At 63.9% G+C, this 17,913-nt stretch carries 19 protein-coding genes; 16 read left to right on the top strand and 3 right to left on the bottom strand.

Annotation, left to right across the window (positions count from 1 at the left end; translation table 11 throughout):
• Positions 1 to 38 precede the first annotated feature (38 nt).
• A complete protein-coding gene (locus tag PCO31010_RS09750; RefSeq protein WP_150664057.1) occupies positions 39 to 2,060 on the top strand; it encodes an acetyl/propionyl/methylcrotonyl-CoA carboxylase subunit alpha in 2,022 nt (673 codons plus the stop codon).
• A 56-nt stretch (positions 2,061 to 2,116) separates the two neighbouring features.
• Here the strand turns inward: PCO31010_RS09750 and PCO31010_RS09745 are convergent, their stop codons facing one another.
• Positions 2,117 to 2,920 carry an AraC family transcriptional regulator gene (locus PCO31010_RS09745; protein WP_150664056.1) on the bottom strand — a complete coding sequence of 268 codons (804 nt, stop codon included), beginning with the start codon at positions 2,918 to 2,920 and terminating at the stop codon, positions 2,117 to 2,119.
• On the opposite strand from PCO31010_RS09745, the gene PCO31010_RS09740 reads away from it, so the two are divergent.
• The 4 genes from PCO31010_RS09740 to PCO31010_RS09720 all read left to right on the top strand — a co-directional run bounded on the left by PCO31010_RS09740 (position 2,919) and on the right by PCO31010_RS09720 (position 6,923).
• Positions 2,919 to 4,049 carry an NAD(P)-dependent oxidoreductase gene (locus PCO31010_RS09740; RefSeq protein WP_343039141.1) on the top strand — a complete coding sequence of 377 codons (1,131 nt, stop codon included), beginning with the start codon at positions 2,919 to 2,921 and terminating at the stop codon, positions 4,047 to 4,049. The two genes, PCO31010_RS09745 and PCO31010_RS09740, sit on opposite strands and share 2 nt — an antisense overlap.
• A gap of 221 nt (positions 4,050 to 4,270) precedes the next feature.
• Positions 4,271 to 5,485, top strand: a complete 1,215-nt coding sequence (locus tag PCO31010_RS09735) for a porin (protein ID WP_150664217.1) — start codon at positions 4,271 to 4,273, stop codon at positions 5,483 to 5,485.
• 306 nt (positions 5,486 to 5,791) lie between these two features.
• Entirely contained in the window at positions 5,792 to 5,977 is a 186-nt protein-coding gene (locus tag PCO31010_RS09730; protein ID WP_150664055.1) for a hypothetical protein, read from the top strand.
• A gap of 700 nt (positions 5,978 to 6,677) precedes the next feature.
• Positions 6,678 to 6,923, top strand: a complete 246-nt coding sequence (locus PCO31010_RS09720; RefSeq protein WP_150575275.1) for a hypothetical protein — start codon at positions 6,678 to 6,680, stop codon at positions 6,921 to 6,923.
• Between the two features lie 18 nt (positions 6,924 to 6,941).
• Here the strand turns inward: PCO31010_RS09720 and PCO31010_RS09715 are convergent, their stop codons facing one another.
• Positions 6,942 to 8,210: a diguanylate cyclase gene (locus PCO31010_RS09715; protein ID WP_150664054.1), complete on the bottom strand. Its 1,269-nt coding sequence runs from the start codon at positions 8,208 to 8,210 to the stop codon at positions 6,942 to 6,944.
• Positions 8,211 to 8,565: 355 nt separating this feature from the next.
• Here PCO31010_RS09715 and PCO31010_RS09710 point away from each other — a divergent pair, with 355 nt between their 5' ends.
• From PCO31010_RS09710 to PCO31010_RS09700, 3 genes are all read left to right on the top strand, one after another.
• Positions 8,566 to 9,489 carry a DMT family transporter gene (locus PCO31010_RS09710; RefSeq protein WP_150664053.1) on the top strand — a complete coding sequence of 308 codons (924 nt, stop codon included), beginning with the start codon at positions 8,566 to 8,568 and terminating at the stop codon, positions 9,487 to 9,489.
• Positions 9,490 to 9,617: 128 nt separating this feature from the next.
• Complete coding sequence (locus PCO31010_RS27075; protein ID WP_281357724.1) at positions 9,618 to 10,355, top strand: helix-turn-helix domain-containing protein; 738 nt, start codon at positions 9,618 to 9,620, stop codon at positions 10,353 to 10,355.
• 606 nt (positions 10,356 to 10,961) lie between these two features.
• Positions 10,962 to 11,345 carry a helix-turn-helix domain-containing protein gene (locus PCO31010_RS09700; RefSeq protein ID WP_150664052.1) on the top strand — a complete coding sequence of 128 codons (384 nt, stop codon included), beginning with the start codon at positions 10,962 to 10,964 and terminating at the stop codon, positions 11,343 to 11,345.
• A gap of 97 nt (positions 11,346 to 11,442) precedes the next feature.
• Here the strand turns inward: PCO31010_RS09700 and PCO31010_RS09695 are convergent, their stop codons facing one another.
• Entirely contained in the window at positions 11,443 to 12,279 is an 837-nt protein-coding gene (locus tag PCO31010_RS09695) for an alpha/beta fold hydrolase (protein WP_150664051.1), read from the bottom strand.
• A 168-nt stretch (positions 12,280 to 12,447) separates the two neighbouring features.
• Between PCO31010_RS09695 and PCO31010_RS09690 the strand changes: the two genes are divergently transcribed.
• The 8 genes from PCO31010_RS09690 (at position 12,448) to PCO31010_RS09655 (ending at position 17,893) form a co-directional block, all read left to right on the top strand.
• A complete protein-coding gene (locus PCO31010_RS09690) occupies positions 12,448 to 12,999 on the top strand; it encodes a YaeQ family protein (RefSeq protein ID WP_150664050.1) in 552 nt (183 codons plus the stop codon).
• A 127-nt stretch (positions 13,000 to 13,126) separates the two neighbouring features.
• On the top strand, positions 13,127 to 14,071 hold the full coding sequence (locus PCO31010_RS09685) for a 2-hydroxyacid dehydrogenase (protein WP_150664049.1): 945 nt from the start codon (positions 13,127 to 13,129) through the stop codon (positions 14,069 to 14,071).
• Positions 14,072 to 14,159: 88 nt separating this feature from the next.
• A complete protein-coding gene (locus PCO31010_RS09680; protein WP_150664048.1) occupies positions 14,160 to 15,095 on the top strand; it encodes a hydroxymethylglutaryl-CoA lyase in 936 nt (311 codons plus the stop codon).
• A 42-nt stretch (positions 15,096 to 15,137) separates the two neighbouring features.
• Complete coding sequence (locus PCO31010_RS09675; RefSeq protein ID WP_150664047.1) at positions 15,138 to 15,656, top strand: YbaK/EbsC family protein; 519 nt, start codon at positions 15,138 to 15,140, stop codon at positions 15,654 to 15,656.
• 51 nt (positions 15,657 to 15,707) lie between these two features.
• On the top strand, positions 15,708 to 16,145 hold the full coding sequence (locus PCO31010_RS09670) for a thioesterase family protein (protein ID WP_150575266.1): 438 nt from the start codon (positions 15,708 to 15,710) through the stop codon (positions 16,143 to 16,145).
• Between the two features lie 31 nt (positions 16,146 to 16,176).
• Entirely contained in the window at positions 16,177 to 16,419 is a 243-nt protein-coding gene (locus PCO31010_RS09665; protein WP_150664046.1) for a DUF1289 domain-containing protein, read from the top strand.
• A 68-nt stretch (positions 16,420 to 16,487) separates the two neighbouring features.
• Positions 16,488 to 16,919: a MaoC family dehydratase gene (locus PCO31010_RS09660; RefSeq protein WP_150664045.1), complete on the top strand. Its 432-nt coding sequence runs from the start codon at positions 16,488 to 16,490 to the stop codon at positions 16,917 to 16,919.
• Positions 16,920 to 16,969: 50 nt separating this feature from the next.
• Positions 16,970 to 17,893, top strand: a complete 924-nt coding sequence (locus PCO31010_RS09655) for an MBL fold metallo-hydrolase (protein ID WP_150664044.1) — start codon at positions 16,970 to 16,972, stop codon at positions 17,891 to 17,893.
• Positions 17,894 to 17,913 lie beyond the last annotated feature (20 nt).

Raw genomic sequence — 17,913 nt, 5'->3', positions numbered from 1 at the left:
ACCAACGCCGCCCAAATCGATCATTTTCCGGAGGCAACATGTTCGACAAAATCCTCATCGCCAACCGCGGCGAAATCGCCTGCCGAGTGGCTGCCACGGCCGCACGGCTGGGCATCCGCACGGTCGCTGTCTATTCCGACGCCGATGCGCACGCCAAGCATGTCGCCGTGTGCGACGAAGCGGTGCACGTAGGCGGTGCGGCCGCTCGCGAGAGCTACCTGCGCATCGACGCCATCATCGCAGCCGCCAAGGCCACCGGTGCTCAGGCCATCCACCCGGGCTACGGCTTCCTGTCCGAGAACGAAGCGTTCGCCGCTGCCTGCCATGAGGCCGGCATCGTCTTCATCGGCCCGCCGGTCGGCGCCATCCACGCAATGGGCAGCAAGAGCGCCGCCAAGACGCTGATGGAAGGCGCGGCCGTGCCGCTCGTGCCGGGCTATCACGGCGACAACCAGGACGCCGCCTTCCTCCACGCACGCGCCGACGAGATCGGCTACCCGGTGCTGCTCAAGGCCAGCGCTGGTGGTGGCGGCAAAGGCATGCGCGTGGTCGAGCGCAGCGAAGAATTCCGCGCCGCGCTCGCTTCTTGCCAGCGCGAAGCCGCGAGTAGCTTCGGCGACGAACGCGTGCTCGTTGAGAAGTATCTGACGCGTCCGCGTCACATCGAAATTCAGGTGTTTGCCGACACCCACGGCAACTGCGTCTATCTGTTCGAGCGCGACTGCTCGGTGCAACGTCGCCACCAGAAGGTGCTGGAAGAAGCGCCCGCGCCGGGCATGCCCGAAGCACGTCGCCGTGCGATGGGCGAAGCGGCGTGCAATGCCGCGCGCGCCGTGGGCTACGTCGGTGCGGGCACCGTCGAGTTCATCGCCAATCAGGACGGCTCGTTCTACTTCATGGAGATGAATACGCGTCTTCAGGTCGAACACCCCGTCACCGAAATGATCACCGGCCTCGATCTGGTCGAATGGCAACTGCGTGTGGCCGCAGGCGAAGTGCTGCCCCGCAAGCAGGACGAGCTGCGCATTCACGGCCATGCGCTCGAAGCGCGTATTTACGCTGAAAATCCGGATAACAACTTCCTGCCGTCGACGGGCACGCTCTCGACGCTGCGTCCGCCCGCAGCGGTGCAGTTCGAAATCGGTGGCACAACGTCCCCGGCGGGTGTGCGTATCGACTCGGGTGTGCGCGAGGGCGATACCATCTCCCCGTTCTACGACCCGATGATCGCCAAGCTGATCGTGTGGGGACAGGACCGCGACGAAGCGCTCGCACGCATGCGTCGTGCGCTGGGCCAGTACCGTGTGGTCGGCGTGCAGACGAACATCGCATTCCTCGGACGTCTCGTGGCGAGCGAACCGTTCGCCGGGGCCGATCTCGACACGGGCCTCATCGAACGCCATCGCGACACGCTGTTCCCGGCCGCAGCGCCAGTGCCCGCCACGACGCTCGCGCTGGCTGTTGCGGCACAACTCGCACGCGAGACGGTCGTCGGCTTCCGTAAGTATCAGGACAGCATCGACCGTCATTCGCCGTGGCAACTCGCGACGGGCTGGCGGCTGAACGGCGACTATCAGCGCACGCTCTCGTTCGATCATGGCGAGACGCGCCTTGACGTCGTGCTCACGAGCGGTGCGCAGGCCAGCACGCTGACGGTCGACGGACAGACCTACCCGTACCGCTATGCCCACGACGCGGGCGTGTACCGCGTGACGCTCGGCGAGCGCCGCGTGCAGGGCCACGTCGACTTCGAACACGAGACGGCTCACGTCTTCGCCGACGGTCAGTCGTGGACGCTGCGCTGGCACGATCCGCTCGCACAGGCAGGCGCGCAGGAAGGCGGCGAAGGCCGTCTGACCGCACCGATGCCGGGCAAGGTCATCGCCGTGCTGGCGGCCGTCGGTACGAAGGTCGAGAAAGGCGCGCCGCTGCTCGTGATGGAAGCGATGAAGATGGAACACACCATCAGCGCACCGGCCGACGGCGAGATCGAAGAAGTGCTGTACGCCGTGGGCGATCAGGTGCCGGAAGGCGCGCAGTTGCTGGCGTTCAAGCGGTGAGTTTTATCGCGTCGTAAGGACCATCTCGCACACGAAGGCCAGGTATCACGCTGAAATCATGCCGAATCGTGCGCGGACGCGCTGAGGATCGTCTGACGCCGGAATTGCTCCGGCGTCAGTCCCGACTGGCGCGTGAACATCTCGATGAACGCCGACGGTGTGGCGTAGCCCAGATCGAACGCGATCGACTTCACCGTCCGCCCCGCCTCCAACCCCTCGATGGCCCGCAGAAAGCGCATGCGCTGCCGCCATTGCCCCAGCGTCATCCCCAGCTCCGTCAGACAGTGACGCGCCAGCGTGCGCTCCGTCATCGACATCGTCTTCGCCCACGCGGCGAGTGTGCGGTTATCGGCAGGCTCGCTCTGTAACGCATCCAGCACACGCACCAGCGAGGGCGACCTCGCCTGCGGCAAGAAGCGCGGCTCCGCCGGGGCCAGCGCGATCTGGTCGATGAGCACCTGTGCAAGCCGTCGGTCGGCATCGGTCTGCGGGCACGCGACGCCGCGCTCCGCGAAGTCCAGCAGGATCGCGCGCAGCAAGCCGCTAATGCGCAACGTCGCCGCCTTCGTCGGGAGGGCACTCGCGAGCGAGGCGTCGATGTACACGGATCGGTAGATCACGGCGTTCGCGTTGAAGCTCGCGTGCGTCGCCTTGGGTGGCACCCACACGGCGTATTGCGGCGGCGAGAGAAAACGCGCGCCCTCGATCTCGATCTGCATGACGCCGTTCGCCACGTAGCTGAACGTCCCCCAGTCATGGCGATGCGGCACCCAGGCGGTCTGCGCGTCGAACTCGTCGTAACGGAAGTAGACCGGGTAAGGCAGCGTCTTGAAGGTCGGCCAGTTGTAGCGAACGGTCATGGTGAGGGCGCAGACGTTGAGGGGCAGCCTGCCTGTGCGGGTCGATGGCGTCCATCTTACCGTTCGCCGGTCTCCTCTGCGAAAACTCGCTTCCGGTGTCATGCTGCTAGCTGACGCGCGTCACCCGTGCGGGTGCTCGATGGACTCGACCGGCCGGTGGCCCTTAGCGCCACGCGCTGCAACACATTCCTTTACATCAGGAGAAAGTATGAATATCGGATTTCTCGGACTCGGCACGATGGGCGCCCCGATGGCGCGCAATCTATTGAAGGCAGGCTACGCGCTGCGCGTGTGGAACCGTTCGCGCGCCCCCGTGGACGCCCTCGCCGCTGAGGGCGCCACGCCGACGGCGAGCCCCGCGCAGGCCGCGCTCGGTGTCGACGTGCTGATCGCCATGCTGGCCGACGACGACACCTCGCGCACGGTGCTATGCGACGGTGGTGCGCTTCATGCCCTCACGCGCGGTGCCATCGTGGTGAACATGGCCACGGTCTCGCTCGACTTCGCCCGCGAGATGCACGCGCAGTGCGAAACGCTAGGTCTGCGGTATCTGGCCGCACCGGTGTTGGGACGCGTGAATGTGGCCGAGGCCGGAAAGCTCAACGTGCTGGTGGCGGGCGAGGCGTCGGTCATCGATACGGTGCAGCCGCTGTTCGATGTTCTCGGTCAGCGCACCTGGCGATTCGGTGACACGCCCGAGCAGGCGAACGTCGTGAAGCTCGCGTCGAACTTCATGATCGCCAGCGCCATCGAGTCGATGAGCGAGGCAGCCGCGCTCGCACAAGGTCACGGGGTTGCAGGCAGCGACTTCCTCGAGATGGTGACGTCGACGGTTTTCAACACGCCCGCCTACACCGGATACGGCGGGGCGATTTCGAAGCAGGTGTTCGAACCCGCGGGCTTCAAGCTCGCGCTCGGCGCGAAGGACGTGCGCCTGGCGTTGCTCGCAGGTGAAGCCGCGAACGTTCCCATGCCGTTCGCGAGCGTGCTGCGCGACAACCACCTCGACAGCCTCGCGCACGATGAAGGACAACTCGACTGGGCCGCGCTTTCACGTGTCGCCTTGCGGCGTGCGGGTTTGCCGCGAGGTCAGGGTGAAGGCAGCGAGGAAGGTAACGACGGATCCTGACGTCAGCTACGCGTCCAGCGGGGAGCTTCGTCAGCACGCTTATCGCGGTGTTTGCACGAGGCGCCTAAGGAGGGTTCCTAGAAAATCTGGCAGCGGCCTCGGACGATGGTCGCTGCCATGCGGATCTCCGGGGTTTCGGAATTTTCATAAGGAATCCGAATAGGTGTTCGCCAATATTCTCGATGTCGATTTCAACCATGCGCGCCAACGCGCTCGACATCATGAACCAACGTCCACACCTGAACACCGGCCTGCGCACCCTCGCGCTCGCCGCGACGCTCGCGTTGCTCGCACTGCCGTGCGGCGTCAGCGCACAAAGCAATGTGACGCTCTACGGCACGATCGACTCCGGTATCGTGCACGCCAATCACACGGCGGTCGCCAACGGCCCTGAGTCGTTCACCGGCATCACGAGCAACATCATCGGCGGCAGCCGCTGGGGCCTGCGCGGCACGGAATCGCTGGGGAACGGCCTCTCGGCGTTGTTCCAGATCGAAAGCGGTTTCAACGCTGTCAACGGATCGATGGGCAACGGCGGTCTCGCGTTTGGGCGCAAAGCCATCGTCGGTCTGCGCAGCAGCGAATGGGGCGAAGTGACGATCGGCCGTCAGTACGATCCGGTCGTCAATCTCGTGCAGGGCCTGACCGCAGACGGCTACTTCGGCGGCTTCTTCGCCACGCCGGGCGACGTAGACAACTACGACAACGGCGCACGCATCAACAACTCGATCCGTTACGCCACGCCGAATTTCGGTGGTCTGCAATTCGAAGGGATGTATGCGACCGGCAACGTCGCAGGGAAGACAGGCGCAGGACGCTCATACGGCCTCGCGGGAGCCTACAGCAATGGCCCGGTCGCTCTCGCGGCCGGCTACTTCTTCGCAGATGGCGGCAGCAACCGCGGCAACCCGCTCACCAACGGTGACTGGCCATATCGCGAATGGACGAGCAGCGCGGGGTCGCTGTTCAACTCGCCGATCAACGCCGGCTTCCGCACGGCAAGCAAGGTGAGCATTGCACGGGTGGGCGGTAAGTACGCGATCGGTCCGGCGATTCTCGGCGTGACGTTCTCGAACGCGCAGTACGCGAGCGACGCCATGTCGCTGTTCACCGGCACTGCGAAGTTCGACAGCGTGAATGCGTTCGCCACCTATGCGCTTACGCCAGCCATCAACACCGGTATCGGCTACAGCTACACGCGCATGCGCGCCGACGGCACCCTCGGTGCGCATTACAACCAGTTCAACGCGGGCGTCACCTATGCGTTGTCCAAGCGCACGTCCACTTATGTGATTGGCGGCTATCAGCAAGCGGTCGGCAAAACGCTGAATCAGGGACAGGCCGTGGAAGCGACGGCCTCGGTCGGCTCCTATGGGATCGACGCCGGTGCCCGCACGCAGTTACTGCTGGGCATGGGGCTGAAGCACAGCTTCTGATCGTCCGTCTCCGGCCAAATCGGCCAATCGGCTCGAACCCGTGAAGGCATGCGGGTTTGAGCCGTTTTCTCCCCGGATTCAATGGCATCCACATTCAAACGACCGTTTGGAATATTGGATTAATGAGTCTAAAAAAATACACTATTTACGATTTTAAGGGTTTACCCTATTCGGGAATCTATTTAGAATTCACTCCATTGAAGTTAGCGACCGGCGCTCACCACGCTTTTTGATTTCCCTTCGAATTCGATGCGTACTGGTTCATCCCGGATCGTCTCGGCGCTGCACTCAACGGGGAGAAGTGTTGTGGTTTTCGTCAGTTGGTTGGTTGTCGCGGCATTGGCCGTTTCGGTGTCGGCAGCACGTGTGAAGCAGTTGCACCGCCGTGCAGTGCGCAACGCCTCGGCAGCGCATATGGACCGCGTGTTGCGCTACCGCCGCAGCCACCGTATCACGCCGTGCCCCCGTATTCAGTTTAAGGACGCCGCATAACTCAGCGTCGTCTTGCAGCAGGTGGTAGCAGTAGCAGTAGCAGTAGCAGTAGCAGTAGCAGTAGCAGTAGCAGTAGCAGTAGCAGTAGCAGTAGCAGTAGCAGTTCGGAAGTCTTGTATTACTCGTAGTTCCGCTTTATCCGCAGTAGCAGTTCAGCAAGTCGCAGTATTGGTCGTTTGAAGTCTGCATCGCTGTACACGCATCAATCGCAGTCCTGTAGTTCAGAAGGTCTCGCATCACCGCAGTACCCTGCAATATCTAAGCAATATCTAAGCAACATCAAAGCAATACCGCAGTTGCAATTCGCAGTCCCGCAGTACTCATGCTGTATTCCGGCGCTTGTGCGATGGCCGGATGGAGAGTCAGCCCTCCCTGTTGTTACGAGGCATCGCTCTCACGCGTTAGTGCCGTACCGCCGCCCGCGCAGCACTCAGGCGGCGGATTACGCGCCCACAGCCTCGTATTGCCCACGCGTTACTTAAAACAACCCGACGCCACGATCAGACATCGCGTGCATCGGCGGACCGAAATCGTCTTTACCCTGACGACGTTTCGTTCGCCCGACGTGTCCGCCATGTGCGCCCTACAGGCCCGATCCCACGCAGTCGGATCCGGCTCGCCCGCGTTATCGCGTGGGCGTTTGGCATGCGCCTACCCGTGCGTCATGCCCGATGTATCGAAAAAGAGAAAATTGAAAGTCATGAACACCGACCCAGAGCGCATTACCCTCACCATCAGTCTGCATCCGAACGACCTGAAGCAACTCGATCACGCGTGTCAGCGTGTGGGCATGCGCCGTGAAGATTTCTGCGTGCTGGCCACGCATCTGGAAGGCGCGCGAGTACTCAATGGCGAGGGTCTGGCCGCACTGGCCCGTCCGTTCAATTTCGCCGCTGGTCTGCCTGCGGCGCTGCGTGGCGCGTTTGCACGCCTGTGCACGCGTTGAGCCGGTAAGCATCAGGCGCTATACGTCTTTGGCGCCTGCTGCATCTGTACCGCCGGTAGCGTCTTCGCGATTCGGCGCAGCCCCTGCGCCGGACATACCGAAGGCACCGGCTTCAAGCACCACCATCCCGTCGCGCCCCTGACGTTTAGCCCGATACAACGCACGATCGGCTTGCTGAAGCCATGCCTGCGGGGTGTCGAAAGCGCTCGAAAAAGGCACCAGCCCGATACTCACCGTGCACTCCGTGAGCGACACGCGAAGCGCTTCGTCCTGTCGCATTTGCGCTTCTGCCTGCGCCACACGGGCGCGCAAATCGGCGAGCAGCCGATGCATCAGATCGCGTCCCGCGACTTCGCCGGTGTTGACCAGCACGGCACCGAACTCTTCCCCACCATATCGCCCGACCGCGTCGATCTCTCGCAGACGCTGACGCAGCAGTCCGGCAAAGCGCCGTAGCGCCGAGTCGCCCGCTGCGTGGCCAAGCGTGTCGTTGATGCGCTTGAAGTGATCCAGATCCATCAGCACCAGACACGCCGGTTGCTCCGTGTGTGCGCAATGCTCGTGGATGTCGGCCAGCCGCTGCTCCCACGCCCGCCGATTGAGCAGGCCCGTCAGGCCATCGTGTCGCGACAGATGCTCCATTTCCCGAGAGCGCTGCGACAGCTTCTGCGCGAGGTCATACGTCACCTTGCCGAGTGCGACGGGATACAGAATCACCATCGGCAAACTCGTGATGACATTGAAGGTATCGGACGCGGGGGCCCAGACAAAGCCAAGCAAGGCGATCCCGATCAGTCCGCCAACGACATTGGCCAGCAGCCCCTGAAGAAAAAGCCGTACGCCGCCCGCGCCGATGTTATCCATCGACATCATCGCGAGGACGACGACGCTCGGCAGCAGATTGAACTGCATTGCAGCGACCCAGAAGCCACCGAATGCCGCATCGATCATCAGATTCGTGCGCTCGGCGCGGTAAGGGACCGGGCGCGACAGCGCGAGTACACAGGCCAGATGCGGCCAGACGAAACCGTGGAAGATCACAAGCGCCCACAGCCACAGCGGCGTGGGGGGATCGAGTCGATAGAAGACGCCTGCGACACAGAAGAATCCGATGCCCAGACCGATGGTCCGCAGACGGTAGATGCGTCGTACGAAACGCTTGCCCTTGCCTGCGACGGCGGGATCGACACCGGCAGCGGCAGACGCCGAAGCGGCGGTCCCCGTCCTTCGGTGTTGTAGCGTGCCGTCGGCGCGCGCGTTGCTGTCTTGCTGACTCACTGACACCATGCTGCTCCGATCAACCTGCACGAACCACGGACCACGAATCAAGAACGACGGACTACGAAATACGCGCACGATGTCATCGCACCGTGGGGCCGGGCATCGCGCTTTGTGCGTGCGAACACATTGGCTTACGGTCACCGCAAGGACCCGATGGCGCCATTCTACCTGCGGCAACGTCGGCGAGCGATTCCGAAGCGCCTGACGTTGAGGGTGGTCAATATAGCCACGGACGTCACGTCCGAAATCCCTTATCGTTTGTCTGAAATTCGCTATGCGACGGATACCTTTAGGGCGGACAATTTGCCTCAGTTCGTAAGACACCCGCCGGTCGCCCCCCGACCGGCACATCGCATACATCATGGCTAATTTCATTCTGCCGCTGACCGCAGTGCTTATCTGGTCGGCCAACGTGATCGTCAACAAGCTTGCCGTCGGTCACATCTTCCCTGCTGAGATTGCGTTCCTGCGCTGGTTCGCCGCCGCGTTGCTGCTCACGCCGTTTGCGTTGCCCGCGTTGTGGCGCGCCCGCCGTCAATTTGCGCCCCATATGGCGCAATACGCCACCCTTGGCGTGCTGGGTATGGCGATCTATCAGGGCCTAGCCTATTCGGCAGCGCATTACACGAGTGCCACCAATATGGGGATCATTCTGGCGCTGCTGCCCCTCACGACCCTCACGCTCGCGGTCATGCTGCTGGGCGACGCCCTCACCGCCGGTGCGCTGGCCGGTGGCTTGATGTCGATCGGTGGCGTGCTGCTGGTCGTCGGACACGGCTCGCTGCTGCATCTCGCCGATCAGGGCATCGGTGTGGGCGACGCCATGATGGTCGCCGCCATGCTCGCGTACGCCGTGTACTGCGTGCTGCTGCGCAAATGGCATCTGCCGCTCGCCCCGCTGCCGTCGCTGTACGCGCAGATCATGTTCGCGGTCATCGCGCTGTTGCCGTTCTATCTGATCTCGGAGAAGGCAGGCATTTCGATGGACAACCTGCCGGAGCTGGCCTTCGCGACGATCCCGGTGTCCATCGCCGCCCCGTTCATCTGGATGATCGGCGTTGCGCGCATCGGCCCGCGTCGCGCGACCGTCGTCATCAATCTGGTGCCGATCTTCACGGCCCTGATCGCAGCCTTCGGTCTCGGAGAGCATCTCGCCGGTTATCACCTTCTGGGCGGCGCGCTGATTCTCGCGGGGGTGGCACTCGGCGAAAACTGGCATCTGCCGATTCGCAAAGCGCGTGAACCGATGCCCGCTGTGGCGGATGAATTGGGAAGCGTCCGATAAATTTTGCGCTATTAGCGTCACCGACTCTTTATAGAGGCCCGCCCGTCACGCATGGGGAGGAGAGCGATATAACGTCGCAGGGCGCGGGGGGATTGATTACGCTGTGTGACTCGTCAACGGAGTTCGCCATGCAAACCAATCCACTCGCCCTGTTCGGAGACCATCTGGCCCGCTTGCGTAAGGCGCGCGGCTGGTCGCAGGAGAAGCTTGCCCTAGAGAGCGGTCTGGCACGCTCGTATGTCAGCGGTATCGAACGGGGCAGACGCAATGTCGCTCTCGTCAACATTTGCGTGTTGGCAGACACGCTGGGCGTGCCAACGTCCGAAATGCTGCGTTTCGCTCAGGCCGCCGCAGGCGGTGCAGAAGACGTGGCGGTGGCCTCCGAGCGCACGCCGCTGCCGCAGATCAGCCGGTCACTGTGCAAGCTGGAGAACCGCGATCAGGTCTGGCTCGCAGAGATCATCCGCAGTCTCAGCTCACGCCTGAGTCACGCGGCGCCGCCGTCCGCCACGAGCGCCTACGCGCAGTCTTCCCACGGCACGACGTCCGTCGGCGCGCATGCGGGTGCATTCGACGACGACACGCCCGACGACAGTGGGGACCTGGACGCCGGATTTCCCGTCCACCATCACCCCCCCTCTACCTCGCCCACCCGGTACCCGGCCATCTCGGAAGCGTCTTCAGAAGTCAACGTGACGCATGCCGACGCGCAGGCGAGCGAGGTCTCTCACCGCATCGGCGATCCGGACCGTCGACAGGACGGCGAAATGGATCGATCGCCCCGCGCGGCCACAGCGCCGGGCACGAACGTCGTGGCGCAAGAGGACCCACTGCGCTGGCCTGCCAGCAGAGAAGAACGCGAATGAGTGCGCGAACGAGGCATGGTCGAAAGCGTGTGCCATCGCCACGCCATTAGTGCTTAGGACATCGCGCAAAGTCCCTCTGCCACACGGGGGGCGTTGCGCGATGATTCGTCTCGTAAAAGTGACTGATTAACCTATTAAAAATAGCCGCTCTTGCGCGGACCGCGTCGTCACCGAACGAAGAGAACGCGGCGACGTGCGCGTCAACGACGACAGGAGCGACAGCGAGTCGACGCCTACCGCAATTCCACGACGCTGGACACAATATCCGGCTCGGCTCGTCATCATCGAGTGACATCCCAACGCGGAACCTTTCAGAATCCCCGCTCTACTTCTACCGGTCAGACCAGTGTCACACTGCGCGGCGCTGGTTGACGGGAGAGCGACACGACACCTCACAGCGCGTCGGTGCAGTACGGCGGTACGCGAAATAGCGCCGCCGTCACCGTCAGAGCGACTGCACTCGTTGTGCCTTCTCCGAAAGTCCGCAAAAAATCTGCGCGACGCTCCCGGTAGTTCGTGCCTCACAAACGAGGGACACCCGAGGCACCGTCCCCGATGCCGGACTTTTTGTTCCAATCTTCTCGTCCCGAACAAGGAAACTTTTTTATGGACACCAATTTATTTCGATTCGGCAGACATCTCGCCGGTTTGCGCAAGAAGTACAACTGGGCGCAGGACAAACTTGCGCTGGAGAGCGGTCTCGCACGTTCCTATCTGAGTGGTGTCGAGCGCGGCAAACGCAACATCTCGCTGCGCAACATCTGTATTCTTGCCGACACGCTGGGACTGCCCCCGCATGAGTTGCTGGCATTCGACGCGTCGAGCGGCATGGCGGCGGACATCGGCCCGAGCGTGTCGGTCCCCTGCGATCCGTATCCGTCGCTCAATCGTGCCATGCAGAAGTTGTCCGATCGCGATCAGGCATGGATGGCCGATCTGGTCCGCACCCTGAGCCTGCGGCTGGGTCACGGGTTGTTGCGTGACGAATGAAATTGGAAGTCGCGACCGGCAGAAAGCGCGTACGACAGGCAATGCGCGTGAGGCAGCGCGAGGGCAGGACGCCAGGCCCGACGCTGCGCTCGCCGGATCAGTCGGTGCCGAGGAAGGCGTCGACCGCGCGGTGAAATGCGATCGGATTGGCGAGATTCATGCCGTGCGACGCGTCCTGAATCACCATGCGACGCGCTTCGGGCATCGCATACGCCAGCGCATTGAGCACGTCCGGATACGGCGCGGGACTTTCGGCGCCGCCCATCAGCAGCACCGGCGCGTGGAGTGCGCCGAGGGCGTCGATCGGCAGCGGCGTGCGCGGTTCGGCGACCTGCCCGATCAGGGTGCGCGCATTGTCGCGCACCATCTGTTTGAACCACGGCACCATGCGACGCCAAGTGTCCGGACCGCTCACCGTATCGATAAAGAGTGCGAGACCACCGTCGATATCGCCCGCTTCGATGGCTTTCAATGCCGCTTCACGGAAATTGCCGCGCTCGCTGTCGAGCGGAATCTGCACCGGGCCGCCGCTGATTTCTACGCCCGGGTCGGCGAGGATCAGCGAGCGGACGGTGTCGGGTGCGAGCAACGCGGTGCGCAGCGCGACATAGCCGCCGCGCGAATGGCCCAGCACGTGGAGGGGGCCGACCCCGAGCGCCGTAATGAAGGCCGCGAGGTCTTCGGCGTGTTGCTCACCGGAGAACTCACCGTCGTGGCCATTCCAGGCTTCGGGAAAATAGTGACGCAGGCTGACCGAAATGACGCGCCGACGCTGCCCCAGCGGGGCCATATTCGGTTTGAAGTATCGGTAGTCGCAAAGCGATCCGTGAACCAGCACTAGCGGCGCGCCGACAGCGTCGGCGGGGGCGGGGGTTTCGACGTAGGCCATCGGGTAGCCGTTGACGTCGATCGTTTGCGGTGCAGGAACCGGCATGGGGGATACATCAGGTAAGACGAAGGCGCCAGTATACCGAGCTTGCAAACCCTTTGCTGCGGTGCGCCACGGGCGTAACGGACGTGACGGACGTGACGGGGCCTCACACAGAACGCCACACCGCCTGGTGTATGCTTGCGACTTTCTTCAATCCTGCGGTTTCCCTGCATGGCGCTCAAAGCCACTATCTATAAGGCCGAGGTGCAAATCACCGACCTCGACCGTCACTACTACGCATCCCACAACCTCACGATTGCCCGTCATCCGTCGGAAACCGACGAGCGCATGATGGTGCGCGTGCTCGCATTCATGTTGTATGCGGGCGAGCGCCTCTCGTTCGGCAAGGGCATTTCCACGGCCGACGAGCCGGACCTCTGGGAGCACGATTTCGGCGGCGATATCGTTCGCTGGATCGATGTCGGCCAGCCGGATGCCCGTCGTCTGGTCAAAGCAGCAGGCCGTGCCGAGCATGTCGACGTGATCGCCTACGGCGGCAAGCCCGCCGCCGTGTGGTGGCAGGCGACCGAGAAGGAGATCAACCGTCTGTCGAACCTCACCGTGCGGATGCTCGACGACGAATCCGCCGAAGCCCTGACGGCGCTGGCCTCGCGCACGATGCGCCTGCAATGCACGATTCAGGACGGCGAAGTCTGGGTCGCGGACGACAACCACAATTTCGCGGTCAAGCTCGAAACCCTGCGCGCGGCCGCCCGCGACTGAGCCTCTGGCTCAGGCCTCGCCCCAATACATGGGCGAGCCGAAGCTGCGTTACACTTGACGTTAACGTAAATCGAGTGAACGCAGCTGTTGCGACGGCACGCGTCCACCCACGCCTGCCGCGCACCTCATGGACATCCTGATCTTCTCTCCGGACGGCAAGACTGCCGCCTATGAAACCGGCCTCGCCGAGCATCTGCCGCAGGCCAACATCCGTGGCTGGCAGCCGGGCGACACGGCCCCCGCCGACTACATCGTGCTGTGGAAGCCGAACGCCGAAGTCCTGCAACCTCGTGAGCGCCTGAAGGCGATCTTCAATATGGGGGCGGGCGTCGATGGCGTGCTCGGTGCGCACGGCGAGAGCGCGCACCGTCTGCCGCCGGGCGTTCCGCTCGTGCGCCTCGAAGATGCGGGCATGGCCGACCAGATGGCGCAATACGTCAGCGCCGCCGCACTGCGGTACTTCCGCCGCCTCGACGACTTCCAGACCCAGCAAACCGAACGCCAGTGGAAATTCCAGAAGCCGAACCGGCTCGCCGACTTCCCCGTCGCGGTACTGGGTTACGGCACGCTCGGCGCGCACGTGGCCAAAGCGCTGAAGACGTTCGGGTTTCCGGTGCGCGCGTGGAGCCGTAGCGAGCGTCAGGACGACACGGGCATCACTCTCTATCACGGCGATGCAGGGTTCGACGCCTGCGTGTCGGGCGCACGCATTCTCGTCAACCTGCTGCCGCTCACGCCGCAAACGGTAGACGCGCTGAACGCCGACCTGTTTGCGAAGCTCGCGCAGGGCGCGTACCTGATCAACGTGGCACGCGGCGCACATCTGGTCGACGACGACCTGCTGGCCGCCCTCGACAGCGGCCAGATCGCCGGTGCCACGCTCGACGTGTTCCGCACCGAGCCGTTACCGGCCGAGCATCCGTTCTGGCGCGCCCCGAAGGTCACCGTCACGCCGCACATCTCGGCGCTGACGCTACGTGACGAGACGGTCGCGCAGATCGCAGGAAAGATTGCCGCGATGTCACGCGGCGAAGCCATTACCGGCATCGTCGACCTAACGCGCGGCTATTGAGCGAACGAGCGAACCAACAAAACGACTGAGCCGCCGCCGGGCGCGTCGCGGCCGATCCCACCAGACGAATTAGAGGAGACCGATCCCCATGTCCGCATCTCATCTGCCGCAACGTGTGAAAGTGGTCGAAGTCGGCCCGCGCGACGGCCTGCAAAACGAAAAGCAGCCCGTCGCTACGGATATCAAGATCGCGCTGATCGACCGTCTCTCGGCCGCGGGCTTCGCCAACATCGAGGCGACGTCGTTCGTGTCGCCGAAGTGGGTGCCGCAGATGGCCGATGGGGCCGAAGTCATGGCTGGCATCACGCGTCGTCCGGGCACGATCTATTCGGTGCTCACCCCGAACATGCGCGGCTTCGAAGGCGCGGTCGCCGCGAAGGCGGACGAAGTGGTGATCTTCGCCGCCGCGAGCGAAGCCTTCTCGCAACGCAACATCAACTGCTCCATCGAAGAGAGCATCACGCGATTCGAGCCGGTCGCCCGCGCCGCCAAAGAGGCAGGTCTGCGTCTGCGCGGCAGCATCTCGTGCGCACTCGGCTGCCCGTATCAGGGTGAAGTGCCGGTCGCGAGCGTGGTGGACGTCGTCAAGCGACTTGCCGCACTCGGTTGCGACGAGATCGACATTGCCGACACCATCGGGGTCGGTACGCCCACCCGCACGCGCGAAGTCATGGACGCCTGCGCGAAGGTGTTCCCCATCGAGCGTCTGTCGGGACACTTCCACGACACCTACGGTCAGGCGACGGCTAACATCTACGCCGCGCTGCTTTCGGGCATCTCGATCTTCCATTCGTCCGTCGCCGGTCTCGGCGGCTGTCCGTACGCCAAGGGTGCGACCGGCAACGTGGCGACGGAAGACGTGCTGTATCTGCTGCAAGGGCTGGGCATCGAAACAGGCATCGATCTCGAAGCGGTCGTGCACACGGGCGACTTCATTTCGCAAGCCATCGGCCGCCCGAACGCCTCGCGCGTGGGCCGCGCAATGCTCGCGAAGCTGAAAGACGCCGCTGCCTCGACTAATTAACGCGGCCCCCTGAAGCGCCCCACGGACCCGACCGACCCGACCATGAGCGACTCGCCACAGATCCCCGAATCCGCCGACGAACATCAACTGCCCGAAGGTGCGCGCCACGTCGCACGGCTGCTCGCGGGCATGGGCCACGACCAGCCGATCGTGCTGCTGCCCGCCACCGGCAAGACCTCGGCGGAAGCGGCCGCAGGCCTGGGCTGCGAAGTCGCACAGATCGCCAAGTCGATCATCTTCCGTCGCGCGGCCGACGACACGCCGGTGCTCGTCATTGCCAGCGGCATCAACCGCGTGGATGAGAAGAAGGTCGCCGCGCAGGTGGGCGAACTGGCCCGCGCCGACGCCCGCTTCGTCAAGGAAAAGACCGGTTACTCGATTGGCGGCGTGAGCCCGATCGGGCACGTCGTCTCCCCCGTCACGCTGATCGACGAAGACCTGCTGAAGCTCGCGAGCCTGTGGGCCGCCGCCGGGCACCCGCACGCCGTGTTCAACCTCACGCCGCAGCAATTGGTGGCAATGACGGGCGCACCGGTCGTCGACGTCGCGCTGCGTAGCTGACGACGCACGGTCGACGCCCCGTCACCGCTCACAAGAACAAGGAGACCTGCCATGCCGAGCCCAGAACTTGTGCCGGGCCTGACATTCGAGTGGACGTATCGCGTGCCGAAGAAGGCCGTGGTCCCCGAACTCTACGACGATGTCGAACTCTGCCGCGACATGCCTGCGGTGCTGGCCACGGGCTATCTCGCGGGCATTCTCGAGTGCGCGTGTCTCCAGGCGATCCGTCCGTATCTGGACTGGCCGCGCGAGCAATCGCTCGGCACGCTCGTCTCCTTCACGCATCTGGCGGCGACGCCTGCGGGTGACACGTTGCGCATCCGGGGCAAGCTGATCGACGTCGACGGGCGCACGCTGCGCTTCGAAGTCGCCGCCTGGGACGGTCTCGACAAGGTCAGTTCAGGCACGCATGAGCGCGTGATCGTCGATCAGGAACGCTTTCACGGCAAATTGCGCGAGAAAGCGGCCAAGCTCGGCCTGCCCATCTGAAACCGATACCTCACGCGCCCGACGCACGCTCATGACCTCGTTCGACTCTCCTGTCCCGTCGCCCTGCACCAACATCTGCCGCATGAATCCTGCGACGGGCTGGTGCTCGGGCTGTTGGCGCACCCTCGACGAGATCGCCGCATGGTCAACGATGGCGGACGACGCCAAACGCCTCGTCTGGTCGCTGCTGCCCGCACGCCGCGCGGAGCATGAAGCGCCGCCCGAGATGCATCGTCGCGTGGTCGTGAGCAAGCCGGGCGCGGGCGACGCCTAGCCCATTTCGCGATACGCACCGCCACTCACGCCACTCACGCAATTTCTGCCCAACTATCGTCATTACTCATGGGAAAAATCGTTGCCGTCGGCGAGACGTTCTCCGCCAGCCACCACTTCTCGCCGGATTCGATCCGCGAATTCTCCACGCTTGCGCACGATTTCAATCCGCTGCATCTCGACGCCGAGTACGCCGCAGCCGATCCGCGTTTCGGGGGACTGATCTCGTCGGGTACGCAGCAGATGTCGTATCTCGCAGCACTCCTCGCTACGCACTACTCGAAGACGGCGCAACCGCTCGGTCTGGAGTTCGACATGAAGCTTCGCCGCGCCGTGCATGCGGGCGACGACATCACCGTGCGCTGGACGGTCACCGACAGTCTGTGGAAAGAGAAGCTGGCAGGCGACATCGTGTCGCTCGACGGTGAGGCCGTGAATCAGCACGGCGAGACGGTGATTGCGGCGACAGCCAAGATCCTCGTCTGCGCCAAGCCCGCCTGATCGCTGGCGCAAGCTAAAGAACATCTCCAACGCCTAACGAGATACGCCCAATGACCTCGCTTACCCTGCCCGCCGGGTTGCGCGTGTTCGAGCGCGGCTGGCTCTCATCGAACAATGTGCTGTTCCTCGGCGACGAGCCCGCGCTCGTCGACAGCGGCTACGTCAGTCACTCGGAGCAAACGCTGGCCCTCGTGGCGCACGCGCTGCCCGAAGGCCGAACCCTCGCCCGCCTCATCAACACGCACCTGCATTCCGACCACTGTGGCGGCAATGCGGCGTTGCAGGCCCGCTACGGCTGCCGCACGTGGGTGCCCGCCGCCGAGGCCGATCCCGTGCGTCACTGGGACGAGCACCGCCTGTCGTTCGACGCGACCGGCCAGCAATGCGCACGCTTTACGTTCGACGACACGCTCTCGCCCGGCGACACCATCGCGCTCGGCGAGCACGAATGGCTGGTACTCGGCGCGCCGGGACACGATCCGCACGCGCTGATGCTCTACAACGCCGCCGACGGCATTCTCATCTCCGGCGACGCGCTCTGGGAGCGCGGCTTCGGCGTGATCTTCCCGGAACTCGACGGCGAGTCGGGATTCACCGAGCAGGCCGCCGTGCTCGACCTCATCGAGCAGTTCGACGTCTCGCTGGTGATTCCCGGACATGGCAAGCCGTTCGACGACATCGACGGTGCGCTCGCCGCCGCGCGCGGACGACTCGACTATCTGCAAAGCGATCCCGCCCGCAATGCCCGCAACGCGCTGAAGGTGCTGATCGTGTTCAAGTTGATGGCGCAAGGACAGATGACGGGCGCAATGCTCAAAGCGACGCTCGACACGGCGCGCGCCTGGCGTAATGCGGCAGCGATGCTCGCTCCGCCTTCCGGGTGGCCTGCGTTACTCGACACGCTCGTCGCGGAACTGGTCAAAGCCGGTGCGCTGCGCTACGACGCCGAGACGGACACGTTGCACGCCGTGTGAGCGGGTGCACGCCCCCTTTT

It is taken from the genome of Pandoraea commovens (assembly GCF_902459615.1).
Lineage (GTDB): Bacteria > Pseudomonadota > Gammaproteobacteria > Burkholderiales > Burkholderiaceae > Pandoraea > Pandoraea commovens.
Note: the sequence above shows the minus strand (reverse complement) of the source record. Positions and strands in the feature narration are given on the sequence as shown.